This is a genomic window from Parahoeflea alexandrii (genome assembly GCF_027214025.1).
In the GTDB taxonomy this organism is placed as follows: Bacteria; Pseudomonadota; Alphaproteobacteria; order Rhizobiales; family Rhizobiaceae; genus Hoeflea; species Hoeflea alexandrii_A.
Genome location: NZ_JAPWHB010000006.1, coordinates 382,140 through 398,529, shown reverse-complemented (window position 1 = coordinate 398,529; position 16,390 = coordinate 382,140). Strand labels below are relative to the sequence as shown.

Annotated in this window: 14 protein-coding genes; 5 read left to right on the top strand and 9 right to left on the bottom strand. The window is 61.7% G+C overall.

Annotated elements, in window-relative coordinates; translation table 11 throughout:
- Window positions 1-156 precede the first annotated feature (156 nt).
- On the top strand, window positions 157-681 hold the full coding sequence (locus tag O4H62_RS21070) for a GcrA family cell cycle regulator (protein WP_269390810.1): 525 nt from the start codon (window positions 157-159) through the stop codon (window positions 679-681).
- A gap of 107 nt (window positions 682-788) precedes the next feature.
- On the opposite strand, the gene O4H62_RS21065 is transcribed toward O4H62_RS21070, so the two are convergent.
- The 8 genes from O4H62_RS21065 to phoR form a co-directional block, all read right to left on the bottom strand.
- A complete protein-coding gene (locus tag O4H62_RS21065; RefSeq protein WP_269390809.1) occupies window positions 789-1,457 on the bottom strand; it encodes a transglycosylase domain-containing protein in 669 nt (222 codons plus the stop codon).
- Between the two features lie 131 nt (window positions 1,458-1,588).
- Entirely contained in the window at window positions 1,589-2,272 is a 684-nt protein-coding gene (phoB, locus tag O4H62_RS21060; protein WP_269390924.1) for a phosphate regulon transcriptional regulator PhoB, read from the bottom strand.
- Between the two features lie 29 nt (window positions 2,273-2,301).
- Entirely contained in the window at window positions 2,302-3,024 is a 723-nt protein-coding gene (phoU, locus tag O4H62_RS21055) for a phosphate signaling complex protein PhoU (protein WP_269390808.1), read from the bottom strand.
- A 46-nt stretch (window positions 3,025-3,070) separates the two neighbouring features.
- Entirely contained in the window at window positions 3,071-3,886 is an 816-nt protein-coding gene (pstB, locus tag O4H62_RS21050; protein WP_269390807.1) for a phosphate ABC transporter ATP-binding protein PstB, read from the bottom strand.
- Between the two features lie 67 nt (window positions 3,887-3,953).
- Complete coding sequence (pstA, locus tag O4H62_RS21045) at window positions 3,954-5,312, bottom strand: phosphate ABC transporter permease PstA (RefSeq protein ID WP_269390806.1); 1,359 nt, start codon at window positions 5,310-5,312, stop codon at window positions 3,954-3,956.
- On the bottom strand, window positions 5,309-6,769 hold the full coding sequence (gene pstC / locus O4H62_RS21040; RefSeq protein ID WP_269390805.1) for a phosphate ABC transporter permease subunit PstC: 1,461 nt from the start codon (window positions 6,767-6,769) through the stop codon (window positions 5,309-5,311). Before pstC ends, pstA begins: the two co-directional genes overlap by 4 nt.
- A 90-nt stretch (window positions 6,770-6,859) precedes the next feature.
- Window positions 6,860-7,888 (bottom strand): substrate-binding domain-containing protein, encoded by a 1,029-nt coding sequence (locus O4H62_RS21035; RefSeq protein WP_269390804.1) that lies wholly within the window; start codon window positions 7,886-7,888, stop codon window positions 6,860-6,862.
- Window positions 7,889-8,033: 145 nt separating this feature from the next.
- On the bottom strand, window positions 8,034-9,338 hold the full coding sequence (gene phoR / locus O4H62_RS21030; protein WP_269390803.1) for a phosphate regulon sensor histidine kinase PhoR: 1,305 nt from the start codon (window positions 9,336-9,338) through the stop codon (window positions 8,034-8,036).
- Between the two features lie 140 nt (window positions 9,339-9,478).
- On the opposite strand from phoR, the gene fumC reads away from it, so the two are divergent.
- The 4 genes from fumC to pgi all read left to right on the top strand — a co-directional run bounded on the left by fumC (window position 9,479) and on the right by pgi (window position 15,447).
- Window positions 9,479-10,870 carry a class II fumarate hydratase gene (gene fumC / locus O4H62_RS21025; protein WP_269390802.1) on the top strand — a complete coding sequence of 464 codons (1,392 nt, stop codon included), beginning with the start codon at window positions 9,479-9,481 and terminating at the stop codon, window positions 10,868-10,870.
- A 57-nt stretch (window positions 10,871-10,927) separates the two neighbouring features.
- A complete protein-coding gene (ppk2, locus tag O4H62_RS21020) occupies window positions 10,928-11,812 on the top strand; it encodes a polyphosphate kinase 2 (protein WP_269390801.1) in 885 nt (294 codons plus the stop codon).
- Between the two features lie 213 nt (window positions 11,813-12,025).
- Entirely contained in the window at window positions 12,026-13,711 is a 1,686-nt protein-coding gene (locus O4H62_RS21015; RefSeq protein WP_269390800.1) for a long-chain fatty acid--CoA ligase, read from the top strand.
- A gap of 110 nt (window positions 13,712-13,821) precedes the next feature.
- The gene (pgi, locus tag O4H62_RS21010; RefSeq protein ID WP_269390923.1) at window positions 13,822-15,447 is read left to right on the top strand and encodes a glucose-6-phosphate isomerase; all 1,626 of its coding nucleotides are present in this window, start codon (window positions 13,822-13,824) and stop codon (window positions 15,445-15,447) included.
- Here the strand turns inward: pgi and O4H62_RS21005 are convergent, their stop codons facing one another.
- On the bottom strand, window positions 15,448-16,371 hold the full coding sequence (locus O4H62_RS21005) for a carbohydrate kinase family protein (protein ID WP_269390799.1): 924 nt from the start codon (window positions 16,369-16,371) through the stop codon (window positions 15,448-15,450).
- Window positions 16,372-16,390 lie beyond the last annotated feature (19 nt).

Here is a 16,390-nt window from a genome sequence, read left to right as displayed (position 1 = left end):
CACGGAGTCTGCCGACCACTAAGTTGAGGCCATGAAGTAGAGGTTCGCGGCGGACACTATTCACCTCATTGTAACCGAGCGTTCAAGTTCCGGTCATCCGGGGCGACGGTGAGGGATTCTGCCATCCCGAAATACGGGATACAGGGAGAGCATTGCATGAACTGGACTGATGAACGGGTCGAAAGACTCAAGAAACTCTGGGCGGACGGGCTCAGCGCTAGCCAGATCGCGGCACAATTGGGCGGCGTCAGCCGCAATGCGGTGATCGGCAAGGTGCACCGGCTCAACCTGCCCGGACGCGCCAAGAGCGGCGGACAGGCATCGGTGCGCACCAAGCGCGCAACGGCGGCACCCCGTGCGCCGAATTATGCCGGCCGCACCGCTGCACAGGCAACCCGCACCATGAGCCGTTCAAGCGGCGGAGCGCAGCTGAAGGAAGATCTCGACGTTGTCGCCTCGGAAGAGATCGACACACGTCCGATGGAAGACGTAGTGGTGCCGATTTCACGCCGGCTTTCGCTGGTGGAACTTTCGGAGCGGACCTGCAAATGGCCGGTCGGCGATCCGCTGCAGGAAGGCTTTCACTTCTGCGGCAATGATTCAGGCGATGCATCGCCCTATTGCGGTTATCACGCCAAGCTGGCCTTCCAGCCGTCAAGCGAACGCAAGCGGGCCCGCTGAACCGCTTTCCCTGGACCAAGCGAATTGCAAAAGCCCGGATCAACAATCCGGGCTTTTTTACATTCTCCAGCGGATTTGACATAAGGTCAGACGAGGTGACGGCGGAGCTATTCTTCGCCGCTCCGGCAAGCCTCCAGCCAAACGTCGCTCAGACCCTCAGGCTTGCAACGGCCGGCGGCAAGATTTGCGATGCGCCGCACCCGCTCTTCCAGAAGATCATCAGGCGCCTCAAGCTTCAGCCTGCCTGGCGCTATGAGGACCGCAACGAGTTGATTGACTTGCCGGTCGTTCAACTCTGACGGCGGCTTTCCGAAAAAGGCGTCACTGGCTTTGAAGAAGCCGGTGATCCATTCCCCGTTGAGTTTCCCCATCGGCACCGTATCCAGAAACAGCGCCAGTTGTTCCTGCTTGGTCAATTCCTGATCGAGACCGATCGCGTAGCCGGTCTGGCGGATCTTGCCAATTCCCGGCTTGAACTCATCGAAGGCCAATCGCTTGGCAAGTGACTGGGGTATTGTCGTCAGACCGGCTCCGGGAGTGCTCAGATCAAAGCCCGCATGGGAATAGAACCCCGGATCCTGAACCTGGACGAGAACGGCCAGATGATCGGGGCCAAGATCGCCACCACCGCGACCGTCTGCGATCAGCTCCTGCGCGCGTTTCGCCAGCTCATCGCCTTGCTGTCGTGCATCATACCAGCCCTTGCTGCCGTAGAGCGCCAGCCCTGCCAGAACGACCGCAAAGGCTGCGAGTGCGATTTTCAAAAAACGGCGCACGGCGCAACTCCCTCAAAATACCCAGTTCTGGTTCAGCACCAATTGCGCATCCGGCCGGATACACCATGCCGAACAATGCGCGTAGGAAGGTATTTCAATCGGGAATACGGCGACAGTGTGGACCGGAGCCCTCAGCCTTCGATGGAGTATCCGGCGCCGCGGACCGTGCGGATGGTGTCTCGCATGCCGGACAGGTTGACCGCCTTGCGCAGCCGGCCGACATGCACGTCGACCGTGCGCTCGTCGACATAGACATCGTGGCCCCAGACGCCATCGAGCAGCTGGGCGCGGGAATAGACCCGGCCGGGCGAGCTCATCAGATATTCGAGCAACCTGAATTCGGTCGGCCCGAGCTTGATGTCGCGGCCACGACGACGGACCCGGTGGGTTTCGCGATCCAGTTCGATATCGCCGACCTTGAGCTGGCTGGAGATCACCTCCGGCCGGGCGCGGCGCAGCATGGCGCGCACGCGGGCCAGCAGTTCGGGCGTGGAAAACGGCTTGACGACGTAATCGTCCGCACCTGTCGCCAGGCCGCGGACCCGTTCGCTTTCCTCGCCGCGGGCGGTCAGCATGATGATCGGCAGCCGCTCGGTCTCGGGCCGGGCGCGCAGGCGACGGCACAGTTCGATGCCGGATATTCCGGGCAGCATCCAGTCGAGAATCAAGAGATCCGGCACACGTTCCTGCAGACGGATCTCGGCCTCGTCGCCGCGCAGCACGGTGTCTACCTCGTAGCCTTCAGCTTCCAGATTGTAGCGAAGCAGCACCGAGAGCGCCTCTTCGTCCTCAACCACAGTTATACGCGGACTCATCGCCATGGTTCATTCACTCCGTAACGCTGTCAGGCCGAGCCCGGTGCGGGGGCGACCATGGTGGCGGTGTCGTCATCCTTCGGGCGCTCGGTCGTGAATTGCTCGCCGGTGGCGACGTAATAGACCGTCTCGGCAATGTTGGTGGCGTGGTCGCCGATCCGCTCGATGTTCTTTGCGCAGAACAGAAGATGCGTGCAGGCGGTGATGTTGCGGGGGTCTTCCATCATGTAGGTGAGCAATTCGCGGAACAGCGAGGTGTAGATCGCATCGATCTCCTCGTCGCGCTCGCGGATCGAATTGGCGAGATCGGGCGAGCGGGTGGCGAAGGCGTCCAGCACTTCCTTAAGCTGCGTCAGAGCCAGTTCGGCCAGATGCTCGAGCCCGCGAACCAGCTTGCGCGGCTGCGCCATGGTGTGAACCGCGATCACACGTTTGGCAATGTTCTTGCCAAGATCGCCGACGCGCTCCAAATCGGAGGCGATGCGGATCGAGCCGATGATCTCGCGCAGGTCCGAAGCCATCGGCTGGCGCTTGGCAATCACCAGAACAGCCTTCTCGTAAATCTCGCGTTCGCCATTGTCGAGCAACAGGTCTTCCGAGATGACGCGCTGGGCGGAGGCGGTGTCGGCATTGACCAAGGCGGCGACGGCGTCGGCAACCATGCGCTCGGCGATGCCGCCCATTTCGGACAAGCGGCGCGTCAGGAAACGGAGTTCGTCATCATAGGAGGTAACTGTGTGGGCTTCGGGCATGGCTTGATCCTTCAATGCTGTAATCGTGATGCGAACGGCGGTCGCATTAGCCGAAGCGGCCGGTGATGTAGTCCTGGGTCAGCTTGGTGTCCGGGTTGGTGAACATCTTGTCGGTATCGCCTTCCTCGACCAGCTTGCCCAGATGGAACATCGCCGTGCGTTGCGAGACGCGGGCGGCCTGCTGCATCGAATGGGTGACGATCACGATGGTGTAGTTGACGCGGAGCTCATCGATCAGTTCCTCCACCTTGGCGGTAGCGATCGGGTCGAGCGCCGAACAGGGCTCGTCCATGAGGATGACCTCGGGGCTGACCGCGATGGCGCGGGCGATGCAAAGACGCTGCTGCTGGCCGCCCGACAGGCCGGTGCCCGGCTCCTGCAGGCGGTCCTTGACCTCGTTGAACAGGCCGGCCTTGATCAGGCTGCGTTCGACAACTTCATCCATTTCGGCGCGGGTCGACACTTGGCCATGAATACGCGGGCCGTAGACAACATTCTCATAGATCGATTTCGGGAACGGATTGGGCTTCTGGAAGACCATGCCGACGCGGGCGCGCAGTTCCACCACGTCGATCTTGGGGTCATAGATGTTCTCGCCGTCGAGCGTGATCTCGCCGCTGACCCGGCAGATGTCGATCGTGTCGTTCATGCGGTTGAGACAACGCAGGAATGTCGACTTGCCGCAGCCGGACGGTCCGATCAGCGCCGTGACGCTGTTCTTGCGGACGTCAAGATTGACATCAAAGAGGGCCTGTTTTTCGCCATAGAAGACGCTGACATCGGTGCCGCGCATCTTGATGGCGGATTCCTCGAGCGCAGCATCAACCGCTTTTTCAGTGGCCGCTTCAGACATGATGTTCATCTCCGTATTCCCTTCAACAATTCCAGTATACTCAGGGCTTGGTTGTTTCAAAGGCAGCGACCGCGTCCTACCAGCGGCGCTCGAAGCGGCGGCGCAGCAGGATGGCGATTGCGTTCATGACGACCAGGAAAATCAGCAGCACGATGATCGCACCCGATGCCCGCTCGACAAAGGCCGGATCACCACGCTGGGTCCAGTTGTAGACCTGGACCGGCAGGGCCGAGGCCGGATCGAAGAAGCCTTCCGGCGGCGCGCCGGGATATTCGCGGACGAAAGCCACCATGCCGATGAGCAGCAGGGGCGCTGTTTCACCCAGCGCCTGGGCCAGGCCGATGATCGTGCCGGTGAGGATGCCGGGGGCCGCCAGAGGCAGTATGTGATGGAAGATTGCCTGCATCTTGGATGCGCCAATACCCAAAGCGGCATCGTTGATGGATGGCGGCACCGCCTTCAGCGCCGCACGGGTGGCGATGATGATTGTCGGCAAGGTCATCAGCGTCAGCACAAGGCCGCCGACGATGGGCGCGGATTGCGGAAGACCGACGAAGTTGATGAAGATCGCAAGGCCGAGGATACCGAAGACGATGGAGGGAACCGCGGCAAGGTTGGCGATGTTGACCTCGATGAGATCCGTCCAGCGGTTCTGCGGCGCAAATTCCTCGAGATAGATCGAAGCCGCCACACCTATCGGAAGCGCCAACACCAGTACGATCAGCATCATGTAGGCGGAGCCGAGAATGGCAACGCCGAGGCCGGCGGCTTCAGGTCGCGTGTCCGACGCGTCAGGTGCCGTGAAGAACGCCCAGTTGAAGCGGGATTCGAGAATGCCGGCTTGCTTGAACTTGTCTGCCAGCATCAGCTGTTCAGGCGAGATGTTGCGATCCAGCGCCGCGGATTCCATCGTCACCCGGCCCTTGTAGTAGCCATCGATGCGGCCTGACGCGAGCAGGTCGAACGACACGGTGGTGCCAATGACTTGCGGGTTTTCGAGGATGAACCGGCGCAGTTGCGCAGGCGCTTCCTTGGAAATGAGCTCAACCGCCTTCTTGGCATTCACGCCGTCGACGGAGATCCCGCGCTCCTGCATCGTCTTCTGCAGTGCCGACTGGATCAGCGGCTGGATCGTAAACGTGGTGATCTTCTCGAGATCCGCCGGATTGCGGTTGCCCTGCTTGTCGAGCTTCGCCGCGTCGAGATGAATGTCCATCGTTACGTAGGTCTGGCGGAACGATGACAGTCCGTTCGACAGGATCGATGTCATCAGGCCGATGAGCGCGAGGATGGAGAAGATGACGGCCGCGAGACCCATCATCCTGAAGCGGCGCTCGGCTGCCTGACGCTTGCGGGTGCGCTCTCCGACCTTGAAAAGCGATCTGCCATCCAAACGGCCGGTCGCCGTGGCAATATCAGCTGTAACTTCGGTCATTCGTACTGCTCCCGGTATTTGCGCACGATGTAGAGCGCCAGAATGTTCAGGCAGAGGGTGAAAACAAACAGCGTCAGCCCCAGCGCGAAGGCCACCAGGGTCTCGGGGCTGGCAAACTCGGTATCTCCGGTCAACTGGCTAACGATCTTTACCGTAATCGTGGTCATGGCCTCGAACGGGTTGAGGTCAAGACGCGCGGCGGCGCCGGCCCCCATGACCACAATCATGGTCTCGCCGATGGCCCGGCTGGCGGCCAGCAGGAAGGCGCCGACGATGCCCGGCAGCGCTGCGGGCAGGATGACCTGCTTGATGGTTTCCGACTTGGTAGCGCCCAGACCGTAGGAGCCGTCGCGCATCGCCTGCGGCACGGCGTTGATGATGTCATCGGACAGCGACGAGATGAACGGGATCAGCATGATCCCCATGACCAGACCGGCCGTCATTACCGACGAGGAGGAACTTCCCAGGCCAAGCGGCTGGGCGATCCAGTCACGCAGGAACGGCCCCACGGTGATCAGCGCAAAGAGACCGTAAACAATGGTCGGGATGCCGGCCAGCACCTCGATCGCCGGCTTGGCAAAACTGCGCAACTTGCTGCCGGCATATTCGGCGAGATAGATCGCGATCATCAGGCCGACCGGCACGGCGAGCGCCAGCGCAACAACCGAAACATACAGCGTACCCCAGAGCAAAGGCAGAAAGCCGAGATCGGATCCGCCGCGGAACTGCGGGTTCCAGGTGGCCGACAGGAAGAAGTCCCTTGCCGGGTACATCTTGAAGAAAGAGATCGATTCGAACAGCAGCGACCCGACGATGCCGGCCGTGGTCAGGATGGCAACCAGGGATGATCCCATCAACAGCGCGGTGACGAAGGTCTCGGAGATGTTGCGAGCGCGCAATCTCGGCTGGATGCGCGCCAGGGACCATGCACCCAAGGCAAGCGCGACAAGCAGAACGGCCAGATTGCGGAAGAACGAGGCAGTGAGTTCGATGCTGCGGTATTCCTTGGCCGCCTCTAACACGACCGGCGACACGTCGGAACCAAGCGCGACACCGACTTCGGCGAGCCGGGACCGGACATCGGTCACATCTGCGCGCATGTCCTTAAGACTGGCTTCGGACATATCGCCCCGGTCGACAAGCTGGCTCAGGCCATCGGCGATCCGGCGCACATCGAACATGACCAGGCTCTTGGCCCCGCCTTCGGGAACGGCGCTGTCGGGGATCTTGCCGCTGATCGAGCTTTCGATCAGCGCCGGCTGCAGGAACAGCCAGGCACCCAAAAGGAAAAGCGCGGGAACCGCAACGAACAGGGCTACCGACTGGCCGTGATAGGACGGCAGCGAATGGAGTTTCGCGCCATCCCGCTCAGCTGTCCTGACCGCACGTTGCCGGCCGAAAAAGTAGCCGATAACCGCCAGGCCGAGCACGATGAGTACGATAAGGCTGAGAGTCATGTCACATTCGCCTGTGTGCGCCGCGCCCGGAAGCGCTCTGTCAGCAAGGAGGGCGGCGCTTGTGCGCCGCCCGTTTTCAGGTGAAACGGCTTAGTTGAGCGCAGCCATCGGGGTACGGTTCTTGACCATTTCCTGGGTCTTGGCGAGTTCCGGATCGGAAACGAGACCGTAAGCAGCCAGCGGGCCGTCAGGACCCGCGATTTCGTCGGAGACGAAGAACTCGATGTATTCCTGCAGACCGGGGATCACGTCGAGGTGTGCGTTCTTGACGTAGAAGTAGAGCGGACGCGAGACCGGGTATTCGCCCGAAGCAATGGTTTCGGTCGACGGATTGACGCCCGACATCGTGGCAACCTGCAGCTTGTCGGTGTTGTTTTCGTAGAACGAAAGACCGAACACGCCGATGGCGTTCTTGTTGGCGTCGATGCGCGCCAGGGTCTCGGTGTAGTCGCCGTCGATGTCGACCGACACGCCGTCGGTGCGCAGAGCGGTGCAGCCCTTGGCCTTTTCGTCGCCGGCAGCCTTGAAGGTTTCCTCGGCACCGGTTGCTTCGCAACCAGCTTCAAGAACCTTGACGTCGAAGACTTCGCGGGTGCCGTGCTTGGTGCCCGGGATGAATGCCAGGATGTCCTGCGCAGGCAGGTCAGGGTTCACGTCGGCCCAGGTCTTGGCGGTGTTGTCGACCAGTGCGCCGTCCTTCATTACCTTGGCGGCAAGGGCGTTGTACCAGTCGGCCGGGGTGAAGGCGAAGCTTGCGCCGTTGATGTCGGATGCAAACACGATGCCGTCGTAGCCGATGCGGACTTCCTGGATTTCGGCCACACCGTTGGAAGCGCACAGGTCGATGTCGGACTGCTTGATGCGGGAAGACGAGTTTGCGATGTCGATTGTGTTTTCGCCAACGCCTTCGCAAAGCTTCTTGCGGCCTGCGCCCGAACCGCCGGATTCAACAACCGGTGTGGGGAAGGAGAAGTTTTCACCGAAGGCTTCGGCAACGATGGAGGCGTAAGGCAGAACGGTCGAGGAACCGGCGATCTGGATCTGATCGCGGGCGATAGCGGCGCCAGCGAAGGCCGTGGAGGCCACAAGTGCGGCAGCGGCGAATTTGATTGCGTTCATGAGAATCTCCCGTCGTGGGTCAGAGTGGCGTGGCCCTTTTGCAGAGCCGCTTGTCAGCCATCTAAGGCTGGCCCTTTCTAGGCCTTTCGAGATTCCGTTTTATGACAGTTGCATCACTGTTTTATGACAGTCTATCCAACTGTTTTTAATTGTATAATTCTTCAGACTTCGCATTGCTACCAGACTCGGTGCGGCCGAATTTGACAGTGAAAGCCGATCCTTCGCCCGGTGTGGAGCGAACAACCAGCCGCGCCCGGTGCCGCGCAAGAATGTGTTTGACGATCGCCAGGCCGAGACCGGTTCCCTTTTTGGCTCTGCTGGTCTCGACATCCACGCGATAGAACCGTTCGGTCAGGCGGGGGACATGTTCCTTGGCAATGCCGGGACCGAAATCCTTCACCGTGACATGCGCGCCTTCGGCCTCGGTGTCGGCGACCGTGACCTCGACGCGCTTGCCGGTCTGGCCATATTTGCAGGCATTCTCGATGAGGTTGGAGAAGACCTGGATCAGTTCGTCGACATCGCCGGTGACGACAAGCGGTTCTGCGGGCAGTGTCAGCGCGATCTCGACACCGAGATCCTTCGCCATCGGTTTCAAGGTATCGACGACATGAGTAACGGTGCGCCCGAGATCGACCTCACCCTCAGGCGCGACATGGGCCCGCATCTCCAGCCGGGAGAGGGACAGAAGATCGTCGATCAGACGGGCCATTCGCTGTGCCTGTTCGAGCATGATGCCGAAAAACCGGGTGCGTGCGGCTTCATCGTTGCGCGCCGGCCCCTGCATGGTCTCGATGAAGCCCATGAGCGAGGCGAGCGGGGTCCGGAGCTCGTGGCTGGCATTGGCGACGAAGTCGGTCCGCATCCGGTCCATGCGCCGGGCTTCGGTCAGATCGCGGAATGTCAGCACGAACAGCCGCTTGCCGGGCTCAGCGGCCGTGGCGACCGGGGCCACGCGAACCTCGTGCCAGCGTTCGGACGGCACCCGTTCGGAGTACTCCACGCTTTCGGGGATTCCGCGGGCCACAACCCGCGCCACCAGGTCGAGAATGACCGGTGACCTTATTCGCGCGGAGAGCGCCGCACGCTCGGGATAGGCGCCGACCAGCGACCGCGCCGCGGCGTTCTGGCGGACAATCTGCGTTTCCCAGTCAAAAACGAGCGTCGGCATGTCCAATGCTTCGATGATCGCGAAATCCGGGAGGGCCGAATTGGCCGCCTTCTTTTCCGCCCGCTTCCGGGCAGCCCTCCTGCCCGTCGGCCAGAAGAGCAGCGCCGCGGCGAAGACCGCGTAGCCGATGGCTGCCTGCCAGGGCGCGACGCCCGCGGGAACCGAGGCAAGTGCCGCCACGGCGCCCAGGGCAAGCGGAAGGATCTGGGTTCTCAACCGTGATACCAGGCCGGGCCGGGTGTCCTCGCCTTCCTGCAGATCCTGTGTGTTTTCGACCATCGTCTCCCCCGCCCGGACTTGCTCACGTCCCCACTGCTCTACTTGTTTAACCGCACAACTTGAAATCACAATGACGATGTGGCCTTTCAATTGAGAAGCCGCCCCGCCCGACATGCAATCACATGAAAAGGATGCCCGGAATGTCCAGCTACAGAACCGAAACCGACAGCTTTGGTCCGATCGAAGTGGCGGCGGACAGATACTGGGGGGCGCAGGCACAGCGCTCGCTCGGCAATTTCAGGATCGGCTGGGAAAAGCAGCCGCTTTCGATCGTGCGGGCGCTCGGGATCGTCAAGCGCGCCGCAGCGGAAACCAACATGGAGCTGGGCCGGCTCGATCCCGAGATCGGCGCCGCCATCGTGGCCGCGGCGCAGGAAGTCATCGACGGCAAGCTCGATGCGCATTTTCCGCTGGTGGTCTGGCAGACCGGTTCGGGCACCCAGTCCAATATGAATGCCAACGAGGTGATTTCCAACCGCGCCATCGAGATGATGGGCGGCGAGATGGGCTCGAAGAAACCGGTTCATCCGAACGATCACGTCAACATGAGCCAGTCTTCCAACGACACCTATCCGACAGCCATGCACATCGCCTGTGCCGAGCAGGTCGTTCATCAGCTGCTGCCGGCGCTGAAACACCTGCACGCGGCACTCGACGAGAAAGCGAAAGCCTTTGCCGGGATCATCAAGATCGGCCGCACCCATACGCAAGACGCAACACCGCTGATGCTCGGCCAGGAGTTCAGCGGATACGCCGCGCAGGTGGCTTCATCGATCAAGCGGATAGAGATGACGCTGCCCGGCCTTTGTGAACTGGCGCAAGGCGGCACGGCGGTCGGCACCGGCCTGAACGCTCCGGTAGGCTTCGCGGAGAAGGTTGCCGAGCGTGTCGCTGCCATCACCGGGCTGCCGTTCGTCACCGCTCCCAACAAGTTCGAGGCGCTGGCCGCCCATGACGCGATGGTGTTCTCTCACGGCGCCATCAATGCCGCGGCGGCGGCGCTGTTCAAGATAGCCAACGACATCCGCTTCCTCGGCTCGGGTCCGCGTTCGGGCCTGGGCGAACTGGCACTGCCCGAGAACGAACCCGGCTCCTCGATCATGCCGGGCAAGGTCAACCCGACGCAATGCGAGGCGATGACCCAGGTCTGCGTCCAGGTGTTCGGCAACAATGCGGCATTGAGCTTCGCCGGCAGCCAGGGGCATTTCGAGCTCAACGTCTACAACCCGGTGATGGCCTACAATTTCCTTCAGTCGGTGCAACTGCTGGCCGACGCCTCGGTCTCGTTTACCGACAATTGCGTGACTGGAATCGAGGCGCGCGAGGACAACATCAAGGCGGCGCTCGAGCGCTCGCTGATGCTGGTGACCGCGCTTGCACCCACTATCGGTTATGACAACGCGGCGGCGATCGCCAAGAAGGCGCACGCAAACGGCACCACACTGCGCAAGGAAGCTCTTAAGAGCGGCCTCGTGACAGCCGCCGATTACGACCGTATTGTCCGTCCCGAAGACATGACCCATCCCGGTTGAAACATCCGCGATGATGGGTTGTTTTGCAGATGAAGACCGTTTCCAGGGGAACACGTGATGAGCACCGATAAAACCAGCCGGGCAGTCGAGATCAAGGTCAACGGCAAGCTGAGGACCTTCGACATTGACGATCCGAAGCTGCCGGACTGGGTGGATGACAATGCCTTCACATCGGACAACTATCCCTACAAGAAGAAGCTCGACCGCGACGAATACGAGGACACGCTCGAAGCGCTGCAGATCGAACTGGTCAAGGTCCAGACCTGGCTCGGCGAGACCGGCAACCGGGTTATCGCGGTGTTTGAAGGCCGCGATGCGGCCGGCAAGGGCGGCTCCATCGGTGCGACCCGGGCCTACATGAACCCGCGCTCGGCCCGGATCGTGGCCTTGCCCAAGCCAACCGAAACCGAACGCGGGCAATGGTACTATCAGCGCTATGTCGATCACTTCCCGACTTCGGGCGAATTCGTGATGTTCGACCGCTCCTGGTACAACCGCGCCGGCGTCGAGCCGGTGATGGGTTTTTGCACGCCCGAGCAGCATGCGCATTTTCTCGAGGAAACCCCGCACTTCGAACGCATGCCGGTGAAGGCGGGCATTCACCTGTTCAAGTTCTGGCTCAATATCGGCCGCGAGATGCAGCTCAAGCGCTTCCACGACCGCCGTCACAGCAAGCTCAAGGCCTGGAAACTGTCGCCTATGGACATCGCGAGCCTGAACAAGTGGGATGACTACACCGAGATGCGCAACCTGATGCTCAGGGAAACGCATACCGATCATGCCCCGTGGACCGTGGTGCGGGCCAATGACAAACGCCGGGCGCGGATCAATGTCATCCGGACCATCCTGACGGAACTGCCCTATGCCGGAAAGGACGAAGGTGCGATCGGGGCGATCGACGAGGCCATTACCGGCAGGGGCGCCGACGCGATCGGCGGCTGAACCCGGCTGCCATCGGCAACGGAAATCGGCAAACCGCAGATATCGATCGGCAGCGACAAAATAATGCGTCAAGTTTTGACGTTTACGTCAAGGGAAGGCATTGCAACCGACATCGTGGCATTCTAAATCTTTTAAATACCGGAGTGAGGGAAGAGGGGCAGCAGCCAGTCCGCGGCATGCGCCCACAGCCGGATAAAAAGGGAGTGAGACATCATGAATACGACTGCTGCCAAAGACCGCATCTGGCTGGCATCCTACCCGCCAAACACCGCCGCCGATATCGGCTCGCTGCAATATTCATCCGTCGCGGCGTTGATCGAGGATTCGTTCAAGCGTTTTGCCGGCCGCCCTGCCTATACCTGCATGGGCAAGACCATCACCTATTCCGAGATGGAAAGCTTGTCCTCGGCCATCGGCGCATGGCTGCAGTCGCTCGGCCTTCAGAAGGGCGACCGGGTTGCGGTGATGATGCCGAACATCCTGCAGATGCCGGTGGCGATGGCGGCGGTGCTGCGCGCCGGCTACACGGTGGTCAATGTCAATCCTCTCTACACTCCGCGCGAACTCGAACACCAACTCAAGGATTCGGGCGCCAAGGCGATCATCATCCTCGAGAACTTCGCCGTCACGCTGCAGCAGGTCATTTCCAGAACCGACGTCAAGCATGTCTGCGTGGCGACCATGGGCGACCTGCTGGGACTGAAGGGGCACCTGGTCAACTTCGTTGTCCGCAAGGTCAAGAAACTGGTTCCGGCCTGGTCGCTGCCGGGGCATGTCAGTTTCAAGGCAGCGCTTTCCGCCGGCCAGAGCAAGACTCTCAAAGCTGTTGCTAGCACTCCTGAAGATGTGGCGTTCCTGCAATATACCGGCGGCACGACCGGCGTGTCGAAAGGCGCGACGCTGACGAATTCGAACGTGCTTTCCAACGTGGCGCAGAACGATCTGTGGCTTCCCGCAGCCTTCATCAAGAAGCAGAAGCCCGAAGTTCTGCTCTATGTCTGCGCATTGCCGCTCTATCACATCTTCGCGCTCACGGTGAACGCGCTGATGGGGATGTCGCAAGGCGCACACAATTTGCTGATCCCCAACCCGCGCGATATCCCCGGCTTCGTCAAGGAGCTGGGCAAGTACGAGTTTCACGTCTTCCCGGGGCTCAACACCCTGTTCAACGCACTGCTCAACAACGAGGATTTCCAGAAGCTGAATTTCAAGCCGCTGCTGTTGTCGCTCGGCGGCGGCATGGCGGTGCAGCGGCCGGTGGCGGAGCGCTGGAAGCAACTGACCGGCTGCGTGATTTCGGAAGGCTACGGATTGTCGGAAACCTCTCCGGTAGCCACCGCCAACCGGTTTGACGCCGACGATTTCTCCGGCACCATCGGCCTGCCGCTGCCCTCGACATACATCGATATCCGCAACGAAGACGGCAAGGCGATGCCGCTCGGCGAGGTCGGCGAAATCTGCATCAAGGGTCCGCAGGTGATGGCGGGTTACTGGAACCGGCCCGACGAGACCGCCAAGGTGATGACCGACGACGGCTATTTCCGCTCCGGCGACATGGGCTTCATGGACGAGAGCGGCTACACCAAGATCGTCGACCGCAAGAAGGACATGATCCTGGTTTCGGGCTTCAACGTCTACCCGAACGAGGTCGAGGAGGTTGCTGTTTCGCATCCGGGCGTGGCCGAAGCAGCAGCGGTTGCAGTGCCGGACGAGCATTCGGGCGAGGCGGTGAAGCTGTTCGTCGTGCGCAAGGACCCGAACCTGACCGAGGCCGACGTCAAGGCGCATTGCGCCACCGGGCTGACCAACTACAAGCGGCCCAAGATCGTTGTCTTCAAGGATGAACTGCCGAAGACCAATGTCGGCAAGATCCTGCGCCGCGAGCTGCGCGACGCCTGATCAAAGATCCTGTCTGAATTGAGAGAGGCCCGCGGGAAACTTGATTTCCCGCGGGCCTCGCCGCATAGGTGGGTATCCCAAACACGGAGGCCCATGCTTTGTCGAAGACCATCCATCAGGCTTTGTCCGACCTCAAGTCCCACCTGGAAAGCGAAGCGCCCCGCGATCTGCGGGCTGCCTTTGCCGCGGATTCCGGGCGTGCCCCCCGCTACACCGTCGGGCTTGACGATCTGAGGATGGATTTTTCCAAATGCGCGGTGAATGACGAGACGCTGGCGCTGCTTTCCGCACTGGCGAAGGCCGCGGGCGTGGAAGCGCAGCGGGACCGGATGTTTGCCGGCGAGGCAATCAACACGACCGAGGGCCGCGCCGTGCTGCACACTGCCTTGCGGGCAGCACCAAACGCCGACATTCGTGTCGGCGGCGAAAACGTGGTGCCGCAGGTGCACGCGGTGCTTGACGCCATGGGCGCGTTCTCGGACGGGATACGCAGCGGTTCGATCCGTGGCGCAACCGGCAAGCCGTTCACCGATGTCGTCAATATCGGCATTGGCGGATCGGATCTCGGCCCGGTGATGGCCACGCTTGCCCTTTCGCCCTATCATGACGGACCGCGGCTGCACTTCGTCTCCAATGTCGATGGCGCACATATCGCCGACACGCTTTCGGGGCTTGATCCGGAAACCACGCTGATCATCGTTGCCTCGAAGACCTTCACCACCATCGAGACCATGACTAACGCGGCCACGGCGCGCGAATTCATCGTTTCGAAGCTCGGCGAAAGTGCCGTCGGCCAGCATTTCGCGGCGCTTTCGACCGCGCTCGACAAGGTGGCCAAGTTCGGTCTCGACGAGAGCCGCGTCTTCGGTTTCTGGGACTGGGTCGGCGGCCGCTACTCGCTGTGGTCGGCCATCGGACTGCCGCTGATGATCGCTATCGGCAAGCATGATTTCGCCGCGTTTCTTGCCGGCGCGCGGGCCATGGACGAGCATTTCAAGTCCGCTCCCCTAGGCGAGAACCTGCCGATGCTGCTGGGGCTTCTGGGCATCTGGCACCGTCTGGTCTGCGGCTATCCGAGCCGGGCGATCATTCCCTATGACCAGCGGCTTTCAAGGTTTCCGGCCTATCTGCAGCAGCTCGACATGGAATCGAACGGCAAGTCGGTCGGTCTTGACGGCAAACCGGTGGACACGGCGTCCGGGCCGATCGTCTGGGGCGAGCCGGGGACCAATGGCCAGCATGCGTTCTTCCAGCTGCTGCACCAAGGCACCGACGTGAGCCCGGTCGAATTCATGATCGCCGCCAACGGCCACGAGCCGCATCTCAAGCACCAGCACCAGTTGCTGATCGCCAATTGCCTGGCCCAGTCGGAGGCGCTGATGCGCGGCCGCACTACGGAAGAAGCGCGCGCGCAACTGATTGCCGGCGGCGCTTCGGAGAGCGAGGCCGACCGGTTGGCGCCGCACAAGACGTTTCCGGGCAACCGGCCGTCGATCACCTTTGTCTATGACAAGTTGACGCCATTCGCGCTCGGGCGGCTGATCGCGCTTTACGAGCACCGGGTGTTTGTCGAAGCCCAGATCTTCGGCATCAATGCGTTTGACCAGTGGGGCGTGGAACTCGGCAAGGAACTCGCCACCGCACTGTTGCCGGTGGTCAAGGGTGAGAGCCAGGGCGAAGGCCATGACAGCTCGACCCTGCTGCTGGCACAGACTATCCGCGAGATGCGCGGCTGATCAGAAACCGATTTCGCCGGCCCAGGGTGGATTGGCGCCCGGACGCGAGACGGTGACGGCCGCCGCCCTGGCGCCGAGGCCGAGCGCGTTGCCGATGGCGTCTGCGGACAGGGCCTTCATAGCCTGCTTGGTCAGAACATTGTCGCGCTTGAGCGAGGCGAGAATGCCGGCGTTGAAGGTGTCGCCGGCGCCCACTGTGTCGGCAACCGTGACCGCCACGCCGTCGACCTCGACCGTGTGCTCGCGGCTAAAGCCGATGGCGCCCCTGGCGCCACGGGTGAAGACGACGAGGCTGGGTCCCTGCCCGAGCCAGGTCCTGGCGGCGGTTTCCATGTCCGGCATGCCAAACCATTCGAGGTCTTCGTCCGACATCTTGACGATGTCGCTCATGGCGATCATGCGATCGATGCGAGCGCGGTGCCTTGCGGCATCGGTGATGAAACCGGGCCGGATGTTGGGATCGAGCGAAATGACGCGCGATCCATGCTCGCGCCGCATCAGGCTTTCATAGGTGGCGCCGCAGGGATCCGGGATCAGGCTGATGGCGCCGAAATGCAGGGCTTCCACCTCATCGCCGAGCGCAGGCAGATGCGCCTCGGTGATCATCCGGCCGGCTGTGTTCTCGTCGAAGAACGCGTAGCTCGCCTGGCCGTTGACCAGCCGCACAAAGGCCAGCGTTGTGTGCAGGTCCAGCGTGGCGCAATAGCCGTGGTCGACGCCGCTCTTGTCGAGCGCCTGGCGCAGGATGTCGCCGAACATGTCGCTTGAAAGACCGGTGAAAAAGCCGGTCTTCAATCCCAGCCGTCCGAGCGCCAGCGCCGTGTTGAACACCGATCCGCCGGCATAGGGCGAGAACGCGTCTTCGCCTTGCGTCGTCGTCCGGGGCAGCATGTCGATCAGCGCTTCGCCGCAACAGATGATCATCTCGTGTCCTCCACATGCC

What these genes read in the sequence shown, in the direction of transcription:
- O4H62_RS21070 (WP_269390810.1), top strand. Translation starts at nt 157, where the DNA reads ATGAACTGGACTGATGAACGGGTCGAAAGACTCAAGAAACTCTGGGCG.
- phoB (WP_269390924.1), bottom strand. Translation starts at nt 2,272, where the DNA reads ATGAGTCCGCGTATAACTGTGGTTGAGGACGAAGAGGCGCTCTCGGTG.
- phoU (WP_269390808.1), bottom strand. Translation starts at nt 3,024, where the DNA reads ATGCCCGAAGCCCACACAGTTACCTCCTATGATGACGAACTCCGTTTC.
- pstB (WP_269390807.1), bottom strand. Translation starts at nt 3,886, where the DNA reads ATGAACATCATGTCTGAAGCGGCCACTGAAAAAGCGGTTGATGCTGCG.
- pstA (WP_269390806.1), bottom strand. Translation starts at nt 5,312, where the DNA reads ATGACCGAAGTTACAGCTGATATTGCCACGGCGACCGGCCGTTTGGAT.
- pstC (WP_269390805.1), bottom strand. Translation starts at nt 6,769, where the DNA reads ATGACTCTCAGCCTTATCGTACTCATCGTGCTCGGCCTGGCGGTTATC.
- O4H62_RS21035 (WP_269390804.1), bottom strand. Translation starts at nt 7,888, where the DNA reads ATGAACGCAATCAAATTCGCCGCTGCCGCACTTGTGGCCTCCACGGCC.
- phoR (WP_269390803.1), bottom strand. Translation starts at nt 9,338, where the DNA reads ATGGTCGAAAACACACAGGATCTGCAGGAAGGCGAGGACACCCGGCCC.
- fumC (WP_269390802.1), top strand. Translation starts at nt 9,479, where the DNA reads ATGTCCAGCTACAGAACCGAAACCGACAGCTTTGGTCCGATCGAAGTG.
- ppk2 (WP_269390801.1), top strand. Translation starts at nt 10,928, where the DNA reads ATGAGCACCGATAAAACCAGCCGGGCAGTCGAGATCAAGGTCAACGGC.
- O4H62_RS21015 (WP_269390800.1), top strand. Translation starts at nt 12,026, where the DNA reads ATGAATACGACTGCTGCCAAAGACCGCATCTGGCTGGCATCCTACCCG.
- O4H62_RS21005 (WP_269390799.1), bottom strand. Translation starts at nt 16,371, where the DNA reads ATGATCATCTGTTGCGGCGAAGCGCTGATCGACATGCTGCCCCGGACG.